Raw genomic sequence first — 14,967 nt, forward strand, 5'->3', positions numbered from 1 at the left:
TCCGTGAGCACCTTCAAGGCCCCCAAGGGCACGTACGACCTGATCCCGCCGCAGTCCGCCACGTACCTCGCCGTGCGCGAGGCCATCGCCGCCCCCCTGCGCAACTCCGGGTACGGCTACATCGAGACCCCCGGCTTCGAGAACGTCGAGCTGTTCGCGCGCGGTGTCGGCGAGTCCACCGACATCGTCACCAAGGAGATGTACGCCTTCGAGACCAAGGGCGGCGACCGGCTCGCCCTGCGCCCCGAGGGCACCGCGTCCGTGCTGCGCGCCGCCCTGGAGGCCAACCTGCACAAGGCGGGCAACCTCCCGGTCAAGCTCTGGTACTCCGGCTCGTACTACCGCTACGAGCGCCCCCAGAAGGGCCGCTACCGCCACTTCTCCCAGGTCGGCGCCGAGGCGATCGGTGCCGAGGACCCGGCGCTCGACGCCGAGCTGATCATCCTGGCCGACCAGGCGTACCGCTCGCTGGGCTTGCGGAACTTCCGCATCCTGCTGAACTCCCTGGGCGACAAGGAGTGCCGTCCCGTCTACCGGGCCGCGCTCCAGGACTTCCTGCGCGGCCTCGACCTCGACGAGGACACCCTGCGCCGCGCGGAGATCAACCCGCTGCGCGTCCTCGACGACAAGCGCGAGTCGGTCCAGAAGCAGCTCACCGGCGCCCCCCTGCTGCGCGACTACCTGTGCGACGCCTGCAAGGCGTACCACGAGGAGGTCCGCGAGCTCGTCCTCGCGGCGGGCGTCGCCTTCGAGGACGACCCCAAGCTGGTGCGCGGCCTGGACTACTACACCCGCACCACCTTCGAGTTCGTCCACGACGGCCTGGGCTCGCAGTCCGCGGTCGGCGGCGGCGGCCGCTACGACGGCCTCTCCGAGATGATCGGCGGCCCCGCGCTCCCCTCGGTCGGCTGGGCGCTCGGCGTGGACCGCACCGTCCTCGCCCTGGAGGCCGAGGGCGTGGAACTGGACATCCCGTCCTCGACCAGCGTCTACGCCGTACCCCTCGGCGAGGAGGCCCGGCGCCTGCTGTTCGCCAAGGTCACCGAGCTGCGCAAGGTCGGCGTCGCGGCCGACTTCTGCTACGGCGCCAAGGGCCTCAAGGCCGCCATGAAGGCCGCCAACCGCTCCGGCGCGCGCTACGCCCTGGTGCTGGGCGAGCGCGACCTCGCCGAGGGCGTCGTCCAGCTCAAGGACATGGAGACCGGCGAGCAGACGCCGATCGGCCTCACCGAGGTCGTGGCGGAACTGGAGTCCCGGCTCGGCTGAGCCGGTGGTCGTACGACGGGCCGGGCGGCACGATGCCGCCCGGCCCGTCACTCTTCGTTCTGCTGTGCCCCGCCGAATGCGGAACCGGCCGGAAACCCGCCCCTCCCGAGGGCCGAAGGTCCTTACTTATCCACAGCGAACGGTGCGCGGGTGCACCCGTGCGGCACAATGGCCCCTGCCCGAAGAAGGTCCCTTCTCAAGCAGACGGAACGGCGTGATGAGCAAGACGACAGTCACCGACCTCTCCACCGTGCCCGAGCCGGAGCACGCGGCCACCCCATCCGGAGCCGCCGGCGCCAGCCGCGCCCTGGCCGTGCTGCTGTTGATCACCGGTGCCGCGGGTCTGCTCGCCGCGTGGGTCATCACGATCGACAAGTTCAAGATCCTCGAGGCCAAGGTCGCGGGCAAGACCTTCACCCCCGGGTGCAGCCTCAACCCGGTGGTCTCCTGCGGCAGCGTCATGGAGAGCAAGCAGGCCGCCGCGTTCGGCTTCCCGAACCCGATGCTCGGCCTGGTCGCCTACGGCATCGTCATCTGCGTCGGTATGAGCCTGCTGGCCCGCGCCCGCTTCCCGCGCTGGTACTGGCTGACCTTCAACTTCGGCACCCTCTTCGGCGTGGCCTTCTGCTCCTGGCTCCAGTTCCAGTCCCTGTACCGGATCAACGCGCTGTGCCTGTGGTGCAGCCTGGCCTGGGTCGCCACCATCGTCATGTTCTGGTACGTGACGTCCTTCAACGTCCGCAACGGCTTCCTGCCGGGCGGCCGCGCCCTGAAGACCTTCTTCGGCGAGTTCACCTGGGTCCTGCCGGTCCTGCACATCGGCATCATCGGCATGCTGGTCCTGACCCGCTGGTGGACCTTCTGGACCAGCTGAGCGCCGGTCCGCCGGGCACCGGGCATGATCGTCCGGGCCCGGTTGTCAGTGGGGTGTCTTAGGGTTTCCACGTGGAAGCCGACCTGTTCACCGCCGCTGCCGAAGAGCGCCAGGAGAAGGACCCGACCAGTAGTCCTCTCGCCGTCCGGATGCGTCCGCGCACCCTGGACGAGGTGGTGGGCCAACGGCATCTGCTGAAGCCCGGCTCACCCCTGCGGCGCCTGGTCGAGGGCGGCGGCGGCCCGGCGGGACCCTCCTCGGTCGTGCTCTGGGGCCCGCCGGGCACCGGCAAGACCACCCTCGCGCACGTGGTGTCCCGGGCCACCGACAAGCGGTTCGTGGAGCTGAGCGCGATCAGCGCGGGTGTCAAGGAGGTCCGCGCGGTCATCGACGGCGCCCGCCGTGCCGCCGGGGGCTTCGGCAAGGAGACCGTCCTCTTCCTCGACGAGATCCACCGCTTCAGCAAGGCCCAGCAGGACTCCCTGCTCCCGGCCGTCGAGAACCGCTGGGTCACCCTGATCGCCGCCACCACCGAGAACCCCTACTTCTCGGTGATCTCCCCGCTGCTCTCCCGCTCTCTCCTCCTCACCCTCGAACCCCTCACCGACGACGACCTGCGCGGCCTGCTCCGCCGCACCCTCGCCGACGAGCGCGGTCTCGGGGACGCCCTCACGCTTCCCGAAGAGGCCGAGGGGCACCTGCTCCGCATCGCCGGCGGCGACGCCCGCCGGATCCTGACGGCCCTGGAGGCCGCGGCCGGCGCCGCTCTCGACAAGGCGGAGACGGAGATCACCCTCGAGACCCTGGAGGAGACCGTCGACCGCGCCGCCGTGAAGTACGACCGCGACGGCGACCAGCACTACGACGTGGCCAGCGCTCTCATCAAGTCCATCCGGGGCTCCGACGTGGACGCGGCGCTGCACTATCTGGCCCGGATGATCGAGGCCGGTGAGGACCCCCGCTTCATCGCCCGGCGCCTGATGATCTCCGCGAGCGAGGACATCGGCGTCGCCGATCCGAACGCGCTCCCCATAGCCGTCGCCGCCGCCCAGGCCGTCGCCATGATCGGCTTCCCCGAGGCCGCGCTCACCCTCAGCCACACCACCATCGCCCTCGCGCTGGCCCCCAAGTCCAACTCGGCGACCCGGGCGATCCAGGGAGCCATGGCCGACGTGCGCAAGGGCCTGGCCGGACCGGTCCCCTCCCACCTGCGGGACGGCCACTACAAGGGCGCCGAGAAACTCGGCCACGCCAAGGGCTACATCTACCCGCACGACCAGCCGAACGCGATCGCCGCCCAGCAGTACGCCCCGGACGCCCTCAAGGACCGCGAGTACTACACCCCGACGCGCAACGGCGCCGAGGCGCGGTACGCGGACGCCGTCGAGTGGACCAGGAAGCACCTCGGTCGCAAGCGGTCCTGAGCGCCCTGTAGACTGCCCCGAAGTGCTGAGTCCCGTGTCCGGCCCCTCGTAGAGGGAACCGGCTCACCAGAGCGGGACATCCAGCCGGAGACCCGGCCCCCGGGCGGGGTTCTCCAGGAGCGTCGCGCACCGTCGAAGGTGTCGCGGGCAGCCCACCACCCTCCGGCAGCAGCCGGAACCGGCCGGTGGGCCACTCGCGTGCTGCACGTATGTGCCCAGTTCGGGGAACGGCTGCCCGGCCCGTCCGCCAAGGACGGACAGGGTCTCCCCGGCTGCGGATGCGACCTCCCCTAACCCTGGTGAAGCCGTATTCGCACAGATAAAACGAGGTGTTTGGTTCATGGCGAACCAGTCCCGCCCCAAGGTCAAGAAGTCGCGTGCCCTCGGCATCGCGCTGACCCCGAAGGCCGTCAAGTACTTCGAGGCCCGCCCCTACCCGCCGGGCGAGCACGGCCGCGGCCGCAAGCAGAACTCGGACTACAAGGTCCGTCTGCTCGAGAAGCAGCGTCTGCGCGCGCAGTACGACGTGTCCGAGCGTCAGCTCGTCCGCGCCTACGAGCGTGCCGCCAAGGTCCAGGGCAAGACCGGTGAGGCCCTGATCATCGAGCTGGAGCGTCGTCTCGACGCCCTGGTCCTGCGTTCGGGCATCGCCCGCACGATCTACCAGGCCCGCCAGATGGTCGTCCACGGCCACATCCAGGTCAACGGCCAGAAGGTCGACAAGCCGTCCTTCCGTGTCCGTCCGGACGACGTCGTGCAGGTCCGCGACCGCTCCAAGGACAAGACGCTCTTCCAGGTCGCGCGTGAGGGTGGCTTCGCCGCCGACGGTGAGACCCCGCGTTACCTCCAGGTGAACCTCAAGGCCCTGGCGTTCCGCCTGGACCGCGAGCCGAACCGCAAGGAGATCCCGGTGATCTGCGACGAGCAGCTCGTCGTCGAGTACTACGCCCGCTGATCCCAGCCCCCGCGTAGGCACTCAAGCCCGCCGTCCCACCGCCCTTTTGGGCGGGTGGGGCGGCGGGTTCACGCGTTCCCGGGCCGCGTCCGCGGACCCGGTGCAGCGGGCCCGGGAAAGCGGCCGCGCAGCCCCGGCTAATCCGGTACAGAGCCCCGCCCCCGGCGCGATAGGCTCGGTGCACGACTTTTCCGATGCTCAGGCATGTTTTCAGGGAGCGGGTGCGCACAGTGTCCGGTGGAGAGGTGGCCGGAATCCTGGTGGCCGTCTTCTGGGCGATCCTGGTCTCCTTCCTCGCGGTAGCGCTGGCGAGGCTGGCCCAGACCCTCAAGGCGACGACCAAGCTCGTGGCGGACGTGACCGACCAGGCCGTCCCGCTGCTCGCCGACGCGTCCTCGGCCGTGCGGTCGGCACAGACCCAGATCGACCGGGTGGACGCGATCGCCTCGGACGTCCAGGAGGTCACCTCCAACGCGTCCGCGCTCTCCTCCACCGTCGCCTCCACCTTCGGCGGCCCGCTGGTCAAGGTCGCGGCCTTCGGCTACGGCGTCCGCCAGGCCCTCGGCGGCCGCAAGGAGGCCGCGCCCGCGAAGCAGTCGAAGCCGTCGAGGCGCACGGTGATCGTGGGCCGGACGGTCCCGGCCACCCGGCGGGGCAAGCGAAAGTAAGGACTGAGACCAGCGATGTTCCGCCGTACGTTCTGGTTCACCACGGGTGTCGCCGCCGGTGTGTGGGCCACCACCAAGGTCAACCGCAAGCTGAAGCAGCTGACCCCGGAGAACCTGGCCGCGACGGCGGCCAACAAGGCCCTGGAGACCGGTCAGCGGCTGAAGGACCGCGCGGTCGGCTTCGCGCTCGACGTCCGCGACAACATGGCGCAGCGGGAGAGCGAGCTGGAAGAGGCTCTTGGCATCCAGGAGCGCCCCGGCCTGCCCCCGGCCCGGCGGTACACCGCCATCGAGAACCACCGCGCCCCGAACAACCGCAGCACACTGAAGTACATCGAGAACACGACGTACTCGTACAACCGGAATGAGGACCACTGATGGAGTCGGCCGAGATTCGCCGCCGCTGGCTGAGCTTCTTCGAGGAGCGCGGGCACACCGTCGTCCCTTCGGCGTCGCTCATCGCGGACGACCCGACTCTGCTCCTCGTCCCCGCCGGCATGGTGCCCTTCAAGCCCTACTTCCTGGGTGAGGTCAAGCCGCCCTTCCCGCGCGCCACCAGCGTGCAGAAGTGCGTGCGCACGCCCGACATCGAAGAGGTCGGCAAGACCACCCGCCACGGCACCTTCTTCCAGATGTGCGGCAACTTCTCCTTCGGCGACTACTTCAAGGAAGGCGCCATCAAGTACGCCTGGGAGCTGCTCACCAGCCCCCAGGACAAGGGCGGTTACGGCCTCGACCCCGAGCGTCTGTGGATCACCGTCTACAAGGACGACGACGAGGCCGAGCGCATCTGGCACGAGGTCGTCGGCGTGCCCAAGGAGCGCATCCAGCGCCTGGGCATGAAGGACAACTACTGGTCCATGGGCGTCCCCGGCCCCTGCGGCCCCTGCTCCGAGATCAACTACGACCGCGGCCCCGAGTTCGGCGTCGAGGGCGGCCCCGCCGTCAACGACGAGCGGTACGTCGAGATCTGGAACCTCGTCTTCATGCAGTACGAGCGGGGCGAGGGCATCGGCAAGGACAACTTCGAGATCCTCGGGGACCTGCCGAGCCAGAACATCGACACGGGCCTCGGTCTTGAGCGCCTCGCCATGATTCTGCAGGGCGTGCAGAACATGTACGAGATCGACACCTCCATGGCCGTCATCAAGAAGGCCACCGAGCTGACCGGTGTCGAGTACGGCGCCGCCCAGCATTCCGACGTCTCGCTGCGCGTGGTCACCGACCACATGCGCACCTCCGTGATGCTCATCGGCGACGGCGTCACCCCGGGCAACGAGGGCCGCGGCTATGTGCTGCGCCGCATCATGCGCCGCGCCATCCGCAACATGCGTCTGCTCGGCGCCACCGGTCCGGTCGTCAAGCCGCTGATCGACACCGTGATCGAGATGATGGGCCAGCAGTACCCCGAGCTCATCACCGACCGCGAGCGCATCGAGAAGGTCGCCGTCGCCGAGGAGAACGCCTTCCTCAAGACGCTGAAGGCCGGCACCAACATCCTCGACACCGCGGTCACCGAGACCAAGGAGTCCGGCGGCACGGTCCTCTCCGGCGACAAGGCGTTCCTGCTCCACGACACCTGGGGCTTCCCGATCGACCTCACCCTCGAGATGGCCGCCGAACAGGGCCTCGCCGTGGACGAGGAGGGCTTCCGCCGCCTGATGAAGGAGCAGCGGGAGCGCGCCAAGGCCGACGCCCAGGCCAAGAAGACCGGCCACGCCGACATGGGCGCCTACCGCGAGATCGCGGACGCCGCCGGAGCCACCGACTTCATCGGCTACGCCGACACCGAGGGCGAGTCCACGATCGTCGGCATCCTGGTCGACGGCGTCTCCTCCCCGGCCGCCACCGAGGGCGACGAGGTCGAGATCGTCCTCGACCGCACCCCGTTCTACGCCGAGGGCGGCGGCCAGATCGGCGACACCGGCCGTATCAAGATCGACTCCGGTGCCGTCATCGAGATCCGCGACACCCAGAAGCCGGTCCCGGGCGTCTACGTCCACAAGGGCACCGTCCAGGTTGGCGAGGTCACCGTCGGCGCCAAGGCCCACGCCTCCGTGGACCGGCTGCGCCGCAAGGCCATCGCCCGCGCCCACTCGGCCACCCACCTGACCCACCAGGCGCTGCGCGACGCCCTCGGCCCGACGGCCGCCCAGGCCGGTTCCGAGAACCAGCCCGGCCGCTTCCGCTTCGACTTCGGCTCCCCGTCCGCCGTTCCCACGGCCGTGATGACCGACGTCGAGCAGAAGATCAACGAGGTGCTCTCCCGCGACCTCGACGTGCACGCCGAGGTCATGGGCATCGACGAGGCCAAGAAGCAGGGCGCCATCGCCGAGTTCGGCGAGAAGTACGGCGAGCGCGTGCGCGTCGTGACCATCGGCGACTTCTCCAAGGAGCTGTGCGGCGGCACCCACGTGCACAACACCGCCCAGCTGGGCCTGGTGAAGCTGCTCGGCGAGTCCTCCATCGGCTCCGGTGTGCGCCGTATCGAGGCCCTGGTCGGCGTGGACGCCTACAACTTCCTCGCCCGTGAGCACACGGTCGTCAACCAGCTCACCGAACTGCTCAAGGGCCGTTCGGAGGAGCTGCCGGAGAAGGTCTCCGCGATGCTCGGCAAGCTGAAGGACGCCGAGAAGGAGATCGAGAAGTTCCGCGCGGAGAAGGTCCTCCAGGCCGCCGCCGGTCTCGCCGAGTCCGCCAAGGACGTACGCGGGATCGCCCTGGTCACGGGCCAGGTCCCGGACGGCACCACGCCGGACGACCTGCGCAGGCTGGTCCTCGACGTGCGCGGGCGCATCCAGGGCGGCCGGGCCGCCGTCGTCGCCCTGTTCACCGTGAACAACGGCAAGCCGCTCACGGTCATCGCCACCAACGAGGCCGCCCGCGAGCGCGGTCTCAAGGCCGGCGAGCTGGTCCGTACGGCCGCCAAGACCCTCGGCGGCGGCGGTGGCGGCAAGCCGGACGTCGCCCAGGGCGGCGGTCAGAACCCGGCCGCCGTCGGCGAGGCCGTCGACGCGGTCGAGCGCCTCGTCGCCGACACGGCCAAGTAGGGCATCGCTCATGCGCAGAGGACGACGACTCGCCATCGACATCGGGGACGCCCGGATCGGGGTCGCCTCGTGCGACCCCGACGGGATCCTCGCCACTCCGGTGGAGACGGTGCCCGGCCGGGACGTACCGGCCGCGCACCGGCGCCTCAGGCAACTGGTCGAGGAGTACGAGCCGATCGAGGTCGTCGTCGGACTCCCTCGCTCCCTCAAGGGGGGCGAGGGCCCGGCCGCGGTCAAGGTGCGCGCGTTCACCCAGGAGCTGGCTCGGGGCATCAAGCCGGTGCCGGTACGTCTGGTGGACGAGCGGATGACCACGGTGACGGCCAGTCAGGGACTGCGCGCCTCCGGTGTGAAGTCCAAGAAGGGCCGCTCCGTGATCGACCAGGCGGCCGCCGTCATCATCCTTCAGCAGGCCCTGGAATCCGAACGGGTGTCAGGGCAGCCGCCGGGTGAGGGCGTCGAAGTGGTCATCTGATCGCGATACGGTAACGTTCCGCGCGATGCGGTGGTTTCGAACAGCGACCGCACAGCAAGAGGCGGAACGGCGCCGGTACGGGAGCCGAGCGACCGCCATGGCCTCGCGGCTCTAGGGGATCGATGACTGAGTATGGCCGGGGCCCAGGCTCCGAACCGTGGCATCCGGAGGACCCGTTGTACGGGGACGGCGGATGGGGAGGACAGCAGACCCACCCCGGTCAGTCCCCCTACGGCGGCCAGCCGCAGCAGCAGTACCCGCAGCAGCCGCAGGAGCAGTACGGCGACTGGTCCCAGGGACAGCAGCAGCCGGGCTATGGCGAGCAGTACCCGCAGCAGCCGCAGCACCCGCAGCACTACGACGGGCAGGGCGGGGCGCACTACGACCCCCAGTTCGATCCCCGGTTCGCCGGCCAGCAGCAACAGCACCCCCAGCAGCCGCAGCAGCCCCAGGGCGGCGGCTGGGACGCCACGGGCACCCACGGCCAGGCTCCCTACGCCGCCGACCCCGGTGACCCCTACGGACAGCAGCCCGTGGCGTACGGCGCCGAGCGGCCCGACCTCTACGGCACCGAGGACGCCTACCCGCCGCCCCAACCGCCCGGGCACCGCACCGCCGACCCGGAGTGGGAGCAGGAGCAGGAGGCGGAGGAGCACCCCCTGGCCGCCGGGAGCGGCGAGGACGACGACGCCGAGGACGAGCCCGCGGAGACCGGGCGCGCCGAGCGGCGCGGCAAGGGCCGCAAGCCCGTCAAGGACAAGAAGAAGCGCACCGGCTGCGCCCTCATGGTCGTCATCGTGGTCTTCGGCGGCGGCCTAGGCGGCGTCGGCTATCTCGGCTACACCTTCTACCAAAATCGTTTCGCCCCGCCCGCGGACTACGCGGGCAGCGGCAACGGCGAGACGGTCGTCGTGGAGATCCCGAAGGGCGCGGGCGGCGCCGACATCGGCCGCAAGCTCAAGGAGGCCGGAGTCGTCGAAAGCGTCGACGCCTTCGTCTCCGCCCAGATCGCCAACCCCCAGGGCAAGTCCCTCCAGGACGGCGTCTACACACTCCAGAAGCACATGTCGGCCGCCAGCGCGGTCGAACTGATGCTCAGCCCGAAGAGCCGGGCCAACCTCATCATTCCCGAGGGCAAGCGCAACGCCTGGGTCTACGCGGAGATCGACAAGCGTCTGAAGCTCCCCAACGGCACCACCGCGAACGTCGCGAAGAAGGACTGGAAGGACCTCGGGCTGCCCTCCTGGGCGAACGACAACAAGGAGATCAAGGACCCCCTGGAGGGCTTCCTCTACCCGTCCAGTTATCCGGTGGCCAAGGGCATGAAGCCCAAGGACGTCCTGAAGAAGATGGTCGACCAGGCCAACGAGCAGTACCAGCACTACGACCTCACCGGCAAGGCCCGGAGCCTGGGCCTCGACAGCCCGCTTCAGGTGCTCACGGTGGCGAGCCTGGTGCAGGTCGAGGGCAAGTACAAGCACGACTTCGACAAGGTCGCCCGTGTCGTCTACAACCGTCTCGAGCCGAACAACACGGAGACGGCGGGCCGGCTGGAGTTCGACTCCACCATCAACTACCTGAAGGCCCAGAGCACTCTGGACGTCGGCTCGGTCGCGGACCTGCGGAAGATCCACGATCCGTACAACACCTACGACATCAAGGGACTCCCGCCGGGCCCCATCAGCAACCCCGGCGCCGAAGCCATCGAGTCCGCGCTGAACCCGGCCGACGGCCCCTGGTACTACTTCGTCTCGATCAGCGAGAACGAGACGGTGTTCGCCGTCACCAACGAAGAGCACAACCGGAACGTCGAGCGCTACGAGAAGGCACGCAAGCAAGCGGGCCAGTGAGCTACGCGGGGCCGGTCTACGTGCGCGCGCCCGGCTCGTGCGTCCGGTTCTGGGGTCACTACGAAGAGATCGGCGTCTAATCGCACCGGATCCTCGATCCCTTCGCCCCGTCGGACTCTCCGACGGGGCGAAGTCGTGCACGGGAAGCTACGATCCGTCAAGACCGTCAGGCAGCTCAAGGACAAGTTCAATGACAGCTCGGGCAACTGAGGCCCGCCGAGCCGCTGTGCTCGGTTCACCGATCGCGCACTCTCTTTCTCCGGTGCTGCACCGCGCCGCGTACCAGGAGTTGGGCCTGGACGACTGGACCTACGACCGTTTCGACGTCGACGAGGAAGCCCTGCCGGGTTTCTTCGACGGGCTCGGCCCGGAGTGGGCTGGGCTGTCGTTGACCATGCCGCTGAAGCGGGCCGTCATTCCGTTGCTGGACGGGATCAGTGAGACGGCCGCTTCCGTGGATGCCGTGAACACGGTCGTGTTCACCGAGGACGGGCGTCGCGTGGGGGACAACACCGATATTCCCGGGATGGTCGCCGCGCTGCGTGAGCACGGGATCGAGGAGGTGGAGTCCGCCGCGATTCTCGGGGCGGGTGCCACCGCGTCCTCCGCGCTGGCCGCCCTGGCCCGGGTCTGCACCGGGGAGGTCACCGCGTATGTGCGCAGCGCCGCCCGGGCCGGCGAGATGCGGCAGTGGGGGGAGCGGCTCGATGTGGAGGTCCGTATCGCCGACTGGGCGGACGCGGCCGAGGCGCTGCACGCGCCCCTGGTGATCGCCACCACTCCGGCGGGCACCACCGACGCCCTCGCGACCGCCGTGCCCGAGCGGCCCGCCACGCTCTTCGACGTGCTCTACGACCCCTGGCCGACCGAGCTGGCCGCCCGCTGGTCCATGTTCGGCGGCGCCGTGGTCGGCGGCCTGGACCTGCTCGTCCACCAGGCCGTGCTCCAGGTCGAGGCCATGACCGGCCGCTCCCCGGCACCGCTGGAAGCCATGCGCCACGCGGGCGAACAGGCCCTCGCCGCCCGCTGAACACCCCCGCTCCCACGCCCCGCGCGGGTCCCGGCATCCGGACCGAGGACCGGATTCGTCCCCCGGCGTGGGAGGATCGGAGGTGGCAGACCGGAATCGCGCACCCGGTCGTGCCGCCGCCGTACGCGCGCATCTGTGTACGCGGCGCAGTACCGGGCGCGAACACTGAGGAGCACCGTTGAGCAGGCTGCGTTGGCTGACCGCGGGGGAGTCCCACGGCCCCGCACTCGTCGCGACGCTGGAGGGACTTCCCGCCGGCGTGCCGATCACCACCGAGATGGTGGCCGATCACCTGGCGCGGCGGCGGCTCGGCTATGGACGCGGCGCGCGGATGAAGTTCGAGCGCGACGAGGTCACCTTCCTGGGCGGTGTCCGGCACGGTCTGACGCTGGGCTCCCCGGTCGCGGTCATGGTGGGCAACACCGAGTGGCCGAAGTGGGAGCAGGTCATGGCGGCCGACCCGGTGGACGAGGAGGTCCTCGCGGGCCTGGCGCGCAACGCGCCGCTGACCCGTCCGCGCCCCGGCCACGCCGACCTCGCGGGCATGCAGAAGTACGGCTTCGACGAGGCCCGGCCGATCCTGGAGCGTGCCTCGGCGCGTGAGACGGCGGCGCGGGTCGCGCTGGGCGCGGTGGCGCGGTCGTACCTGAAGGAGACGGCCGGGATCGAGATCGTCTCCCACGTGGTCGAGCTGGCCTCGGCGAAGGCGCCGTACGGCGTCTACCCGACCCCGGCCGACGTGGAGCGGCTGGACGAGGACCCGGTGCGCTGCCTGGACGCGGACGCGTCGAAGGCGATGGTCGCGGAGATCGACCAGGCCCACAAGGACGGCGACACCCTCGGCGGTGTGGTCGAGGTGCTGGCCTACGGCGTCCCCGTCGGCCTCGGCTCGCACGTGCACTGGGACCGCAGGCTGGACGCCCGGCTGGCCGCCGCCCTCATGGGCATCCAGGCGATCAAGGGTGTCGAGGTCGGCGACGGCTTCGACCTGGCGCGGGTGCCGGGTTCGAAGGCGCACGACGAGATCGTCCGGACCGAGGACGGCATCCGCCGGGTCACCGGCCGCTCCGGCGGCACCGAGGGTGGTCTCACCACCGGTGAGCTGCTGCGGGTGCGCGCCGCGATGAAGCCGATCGCGACCGTGCCGCGCGCGCTGCGGACGGTGGACGTCGCCACGGGCGAGGCCACGCAGGCGCACCACCAGCGCTCGGACGTGTGCGCGGTCCCGGCGGCGGGCATCGTGGCGGAGGCCATGGTGGCGCTGGTCCTCGCGGACGCGGTGGCGGAGAAGTTCGGCGGCGACAGCGTGGCCGAGACCCGTCGCAACGTGCGGTCGTACCTCGACAACCTGACGATCGGATGAGCGGCGTGCCGGTCGTGGTCCTGGTCGGCCCGATGGGCGTGGGCAAGTCCACCGTCGGGCGGCTGCTGGCCGAGCGGCTGGACGCGGCCTTCCGGGACACCGACGACGACATCGTGACCGAGCAGGGCCGCGAGATCGCGGACATCTTCGTGGACGACGGCGAGGAGACCTTCCGCGCGCTGGAGAAGCGCGCGGTGGCCGCCGCCGTCGCCGGGCACGAGGGTGTCCTCGCCCTGGGCGGCGGCGCGGTCCTGGACGCGGACACGCGGGCGCTGCTGGCCGGGCAGCGGGTCGTCTACCTCTCGATGGACGTCGAGGAGGCGGTGCGCCGCACCGGTCTGAACGCGGCGCGCCCGCTGCTCGCGGTCAACCCGCGCAAGCAGTGGCGGGAGCTGATGGGAGCCCGCCGCCATCTGTACGAGGAGGTCGCCACGGTGGTCGTGGCGACGGACGGGCGCGGCCCCGACGAGGTCGCCCAGGCCGTCCTGGACGCACTGGAGTTGAAAGAAGCATGAGCGAGGCAGTCACCCGCGTCCAGGTCGCCGGCACGGCCGGCACCGACCCCTACGAGGTCCTGGTCGGACGCCAACTCCTCGGTGAGCTGGGCGGGTTGATCGGTCCCAAGGCCAAGCGGGTCGCGGTGATCCACCCCGAGGCGCTCGCCGAGACCGGGGACGCGCTGCGCGCCGACCTGGCCGGGCAGGGCTTCGAGGCCGTCGCCATCCAGGTGCCCAACGCCGAGGAGGCCAAGACCGCCGAGGTCGCCGCCTACTGCTGGAAGGCGCTCGGCCAGTCCGGGTTCACCCGCTCCGACGTCATCGTGGGCGTCGGCGGCGGCGCCACCACCGACCTGGCCGGATTCGTCGCCGCGACCTGGCTGCGCGGGGTGCGCTGGATCGCCATCCCCACCACCGTGCTCGCCATGGTGGACGCGGCGGTCGGCGGCAAGACCGGCATCAACACCGCCGAGGGCAAGAACCTCGTCGGCGCCTTCCACCCCCCGGCCGGTGTGCTGTGCGACCTGGCCGCGCTGGACTCCCTCCCGGTCCACGACTACGTCTCCGGTCTGGCGGAGGTCATCAAGGCCGGTTTCATCGCCGACCCGGTGATCCTCGACCTGATCGAGTCCGACCCCGAGGCCGCGCGTACCCCGGCGGGTCCGCACACCGCCGAGCTGATCGAGCGCTCGATCCGGGTCAAGGCCGACGTGGTCTCCTCCGACCTCAAGGAGGAGGGGCGCCGGGAGATCCTCAACTACGGGCACACCCTCGGCCACGCCATCGAGAAGAACGAGCGGTACAAGTGGCGGCACGGCGCGGCCGTCGCCGTCGGCATGCACTTCGCCGCCGAACTCGGCCGCCTGGCGGGCCGGTTGGACGACGCCACCGCCGACCGCCACCGCGCGGTCCTGGAGTCCGTCGGCCTGCCGCTGCACTACCGCTACGACCAGTGGCCCAAGCTGGTGGAGGCGATGAAGGTCGACAAGAAGTCCCGCGGCGACCTGCTCCGCTTCATCGTCCTGGACGGTCTCGGCCGCCCCACCGTCCTGGAGGGCCCGGACCCCGCCGTCCTCCTCGCCGCCTACGGCGAAGTGGGCCAGTAGCTCCCGACACCGCCCCGTCTGCCCGATTCCCTTGACGGGTCCGGGACTTGCTACCGCCCCCGGCCGTTTCACCAAACGACGGCCGGGGGCGGTACGGTTCGCTACAGTGCGGGCTTCGTACCCGCCTTCCGGCGCTGAACGCGTGTACGAGATGGAGTGGCAACGGATGCAGCACGCAGTGGGATCTCCGCTGCCGCCGCCCCACCCACCGGGGCAGGGACCGCAGACCGGCTGGGTACCGGCCGCCCACCATCCGGGTCCGCCCCCGGCGGCACCCCAGGGCCCCCCGCCCGGCTATCCCGCAGCGGGCGCCCCCATACCCCCGGGCGCCATGCCGCCCGTACCTCCGCCGCCTCCGCCTCCGGCCGCGCCGCCCGTCGCCGGGACGTACGGACCGCACGGCTCCGAG

General features: G+C 70.6%; 13 protein-coding genes. All 13 read left to right on the forward strand.

The features are described 5' to 3' along the window. The first annotated feature begins 3 nt into the window (after positions 1–3). The 13 genes from hisS (at position 4) to aroB (ending at position 14,558) form a co-directional block, all read left to right on the forward strand. A complete protein-coding gene (hisS, locus tag GTW40_RS01480; protein WP_161178311.1) occupies positions 4–1,266 on the forward strand; it encodes a histidine--tRNA ligase in 1,263 nt (420 codons plus the stop codon). 217 nt (positions 1,267–1,483) lie between these two features. After that, positions 1,484–2,140 (forward strand): vitamin K epoxide reductase family protein, encoded by a 657-nt coding sequence (locus GTW40_RS01485; protein ID WP_161178312.1) that lies wholly within the window; start codon positions 1,484–1,486, stop codon positions 2,138–2,140. A gap of 71 nt (positions 2,141–2,211) precedes the next feature. Next, the gene (locus GTW40_RS01490; protein WP_161178313.1) at positions 2,212–3,564 is read left to right on the forward strand and encodes a replication-associated recombination protein A; all 1,353 of its coding nucleotides are present in this window, start codon (positions 2,212–2,214) and stop codon (positions 3,562–3,564) included. A 340-nt stretch (positions 3,565–3,904) separates the two neighbouring features. After that, positions 3,905–4,519 (forward strand): 30S ribosomal protein S4, encoded by a 615-nt coding sequence (gene rpsD, locus GTW40_RS01495; protein ID WP_018549020.1) that lies wholly within the window; start codon positions 3,905–3,907, stop codon positions 4,517–4,519. Positions 4,520–4,740: 221 nt separating this feature from the next. Then, positions 4,741–5,187, forward strand: a complete 447-nt coding sequence (locus GTW40_RS01500; protein ID WP_161178314.1) for a DUF948 domain-containing protein — start codon at positions 4,741–4,743, stop codon at positions 5,185–5,187. Positions 5,188–5,202: 15 nt separating this feature from the next. Then, positions 5,203–5,565 (forward strand): hypothetical protein, encoded by a 363-nt coding sequence (locus GTW40_RS01505; protein ID WP_161178315.1) that lies wholly within the window; start codon positions 5,203–5,205, stop codon positions 5,563–5,565. Beyond that, on the forward strand, positions 5,565–8,237 hold the full coding sequence (alaS, locus tag GTW40_RS01510; protein WP_161178316.1) for an alanine--tRNA ligase: 2,673 nt from the start codon (positions 5,565–5,567) through the stop codon (positions 8,235–8,237). Before GTW40_RS01505 ends, alaS begins: the two co-directional genes overlap by 1 nt. Before the next feature lie 10 nt (positions 8,238–8,247). After that, positions 8,248–8,712 (forward strand): Holliday junction resolvase RuvX, encoded by a 465-nt coding sequence (gene ruvX / locus GTW40_RS01515; protein ID WP_161178317.1) that lies wholly within the window; start codon positions 8,248–8,250, stop codon positions 8,710–8,712. Positions 8,713–8,834: 122 nt separating this feature from the next. Continuing rightward, entirely contained in the window at positions 8,835–10,562 is a 1,728-nt protein-coding gene (gene mltG / locus GTW40_RS01520; RefSeq protein ID WP_202485221.1) for an endolytic transglycosylase MltG, read from the forward strand. 190 nt (positions 10,563–10,752) lie between these two features. Next, positions 10,753–11,592, forward strand: a complete 840-nt coding sequence (locus GTW40_RS01525) for a shikimate dehydrogenase (RefSeq protein ID WP_161178319.1) — start codon at positions 10,753–10,755, stop codon at positions 11,590–11,592. A 178-nt stretch (positions 11,593–11,770) separates the two neighbouring features. Further along, the gene (gene aroC, locus GTW40_RS01530; RefSeq protein WP_161178320.1) at positions 11,771–12,955 is read left to right on the forward strand and encodes a chorismate synthase; all 1,185 of its coding nucleotides are present in this window, start codon (positions 11,771–11,773) and stop codon (positions 12,953–12,955) included. Beyond that, complete coding sequence (locus GTW40_RS01535; RefSeq protein ID WP_161178321.1) at positions 12,952–13,470, forward strand: shikimate kinase; 519 nt, start codon at positions 12,952–12,954, stop codon at positions 13,468–13,470. The genes aroC and GTW40_RS01535 overlap by 4 nt, the downstream gene beginning before the upstream one ends. Next, on the forward strand, positions 13,467–14,558 hold the full coding sequence (aroB, locus tag GTW40_RS01540) for a 3-dehydroquinate synthase (protein ID WP_161178322.1): 1,092 nt from the start codon (positions 13,467–13,469) through the stop codon (positions 14,556–14,558). Before GTW40_RS01535 ends, aroB begins: the two co-directional genes overlap by 4 nt. Positions 14,559–14,967: the final 409 nt, after the last annotated feature.

Source organism: Streptomyces sp. SID4985 (assembly GCF_009863025.1).
Taxonomy (GTDB): domain Bacteria; phylum Actinomycetota; class Actinomycetes; order Streptomycetales; family Streptomycetaceae; genus Streptomyces.

Excerpts from the sequence above, each read along its gene's own strand:
- GTW40_RS01485 (WP_161178312.1), top strand. The coding sequence starts at position 1,484 with ATGAGCAAGACGACAGTCACCGACCTCTCCACCGTGCCCGAGCCGGAG.
- rpsD (WP_018549020.1), top strand. The coding sequence starts at position 3,905 with ATGGCGAACCAGTCCCGCCCCAAGGTCAAGAAGTCGCGTGCCCTCGGC.
- GTW40_RS01505 (WP_161178315.1), top strand. The coding sequence starts at position 5,203 with ATGTTCCGCCGTACGTTCTGGTTCACCACGGGTGTCGCCGCCGGTGTG.
- alaS (WP_161178316.1), top strand. The coding sequence starts at position 5,565 with ATGGAGTCGGCCGAGATTCGCCGCCGCTGGCTGAGCTTCTTCGAGGAG.
- ruvX (WP_161178317.1), top strand. The coding sequence starts at position 8,248 with ATGCGCAGAGGACGACGACTCGCCATCGACATCGGGGACGCCCGGATC.
- mltG (WP_202485221.1), top strand. The coding sequence starts at position 8,835 with ATGACTGAGTATGGCCGGGGCCCAGGCTCCGAACCGTGGCATCCGGAG.
- GTW40_RS01525 (WP_161178319.1), top strand. The coding sequence starts at position 10,753 with ATGACAGCTCGGGCAACTGAGGCCCGCCGAGCCGCTGTGCTCGGTTCA.
- GTW40_RS01535 (WP_161178321.1), top strand. The coding sequence starts at position 12,952 with ATGAGCGGCGTGCCGGTCGTGGTCCTGGTCGGCCCGATGGGCGTGGGC.
- aroB (WP_161178322.1), top strand. The coding sequence starts at position 13,467 with ATGAGCGAGGCAGTCACCCGCGTCCAGGTCGCCGGCACGGCCGGCACC.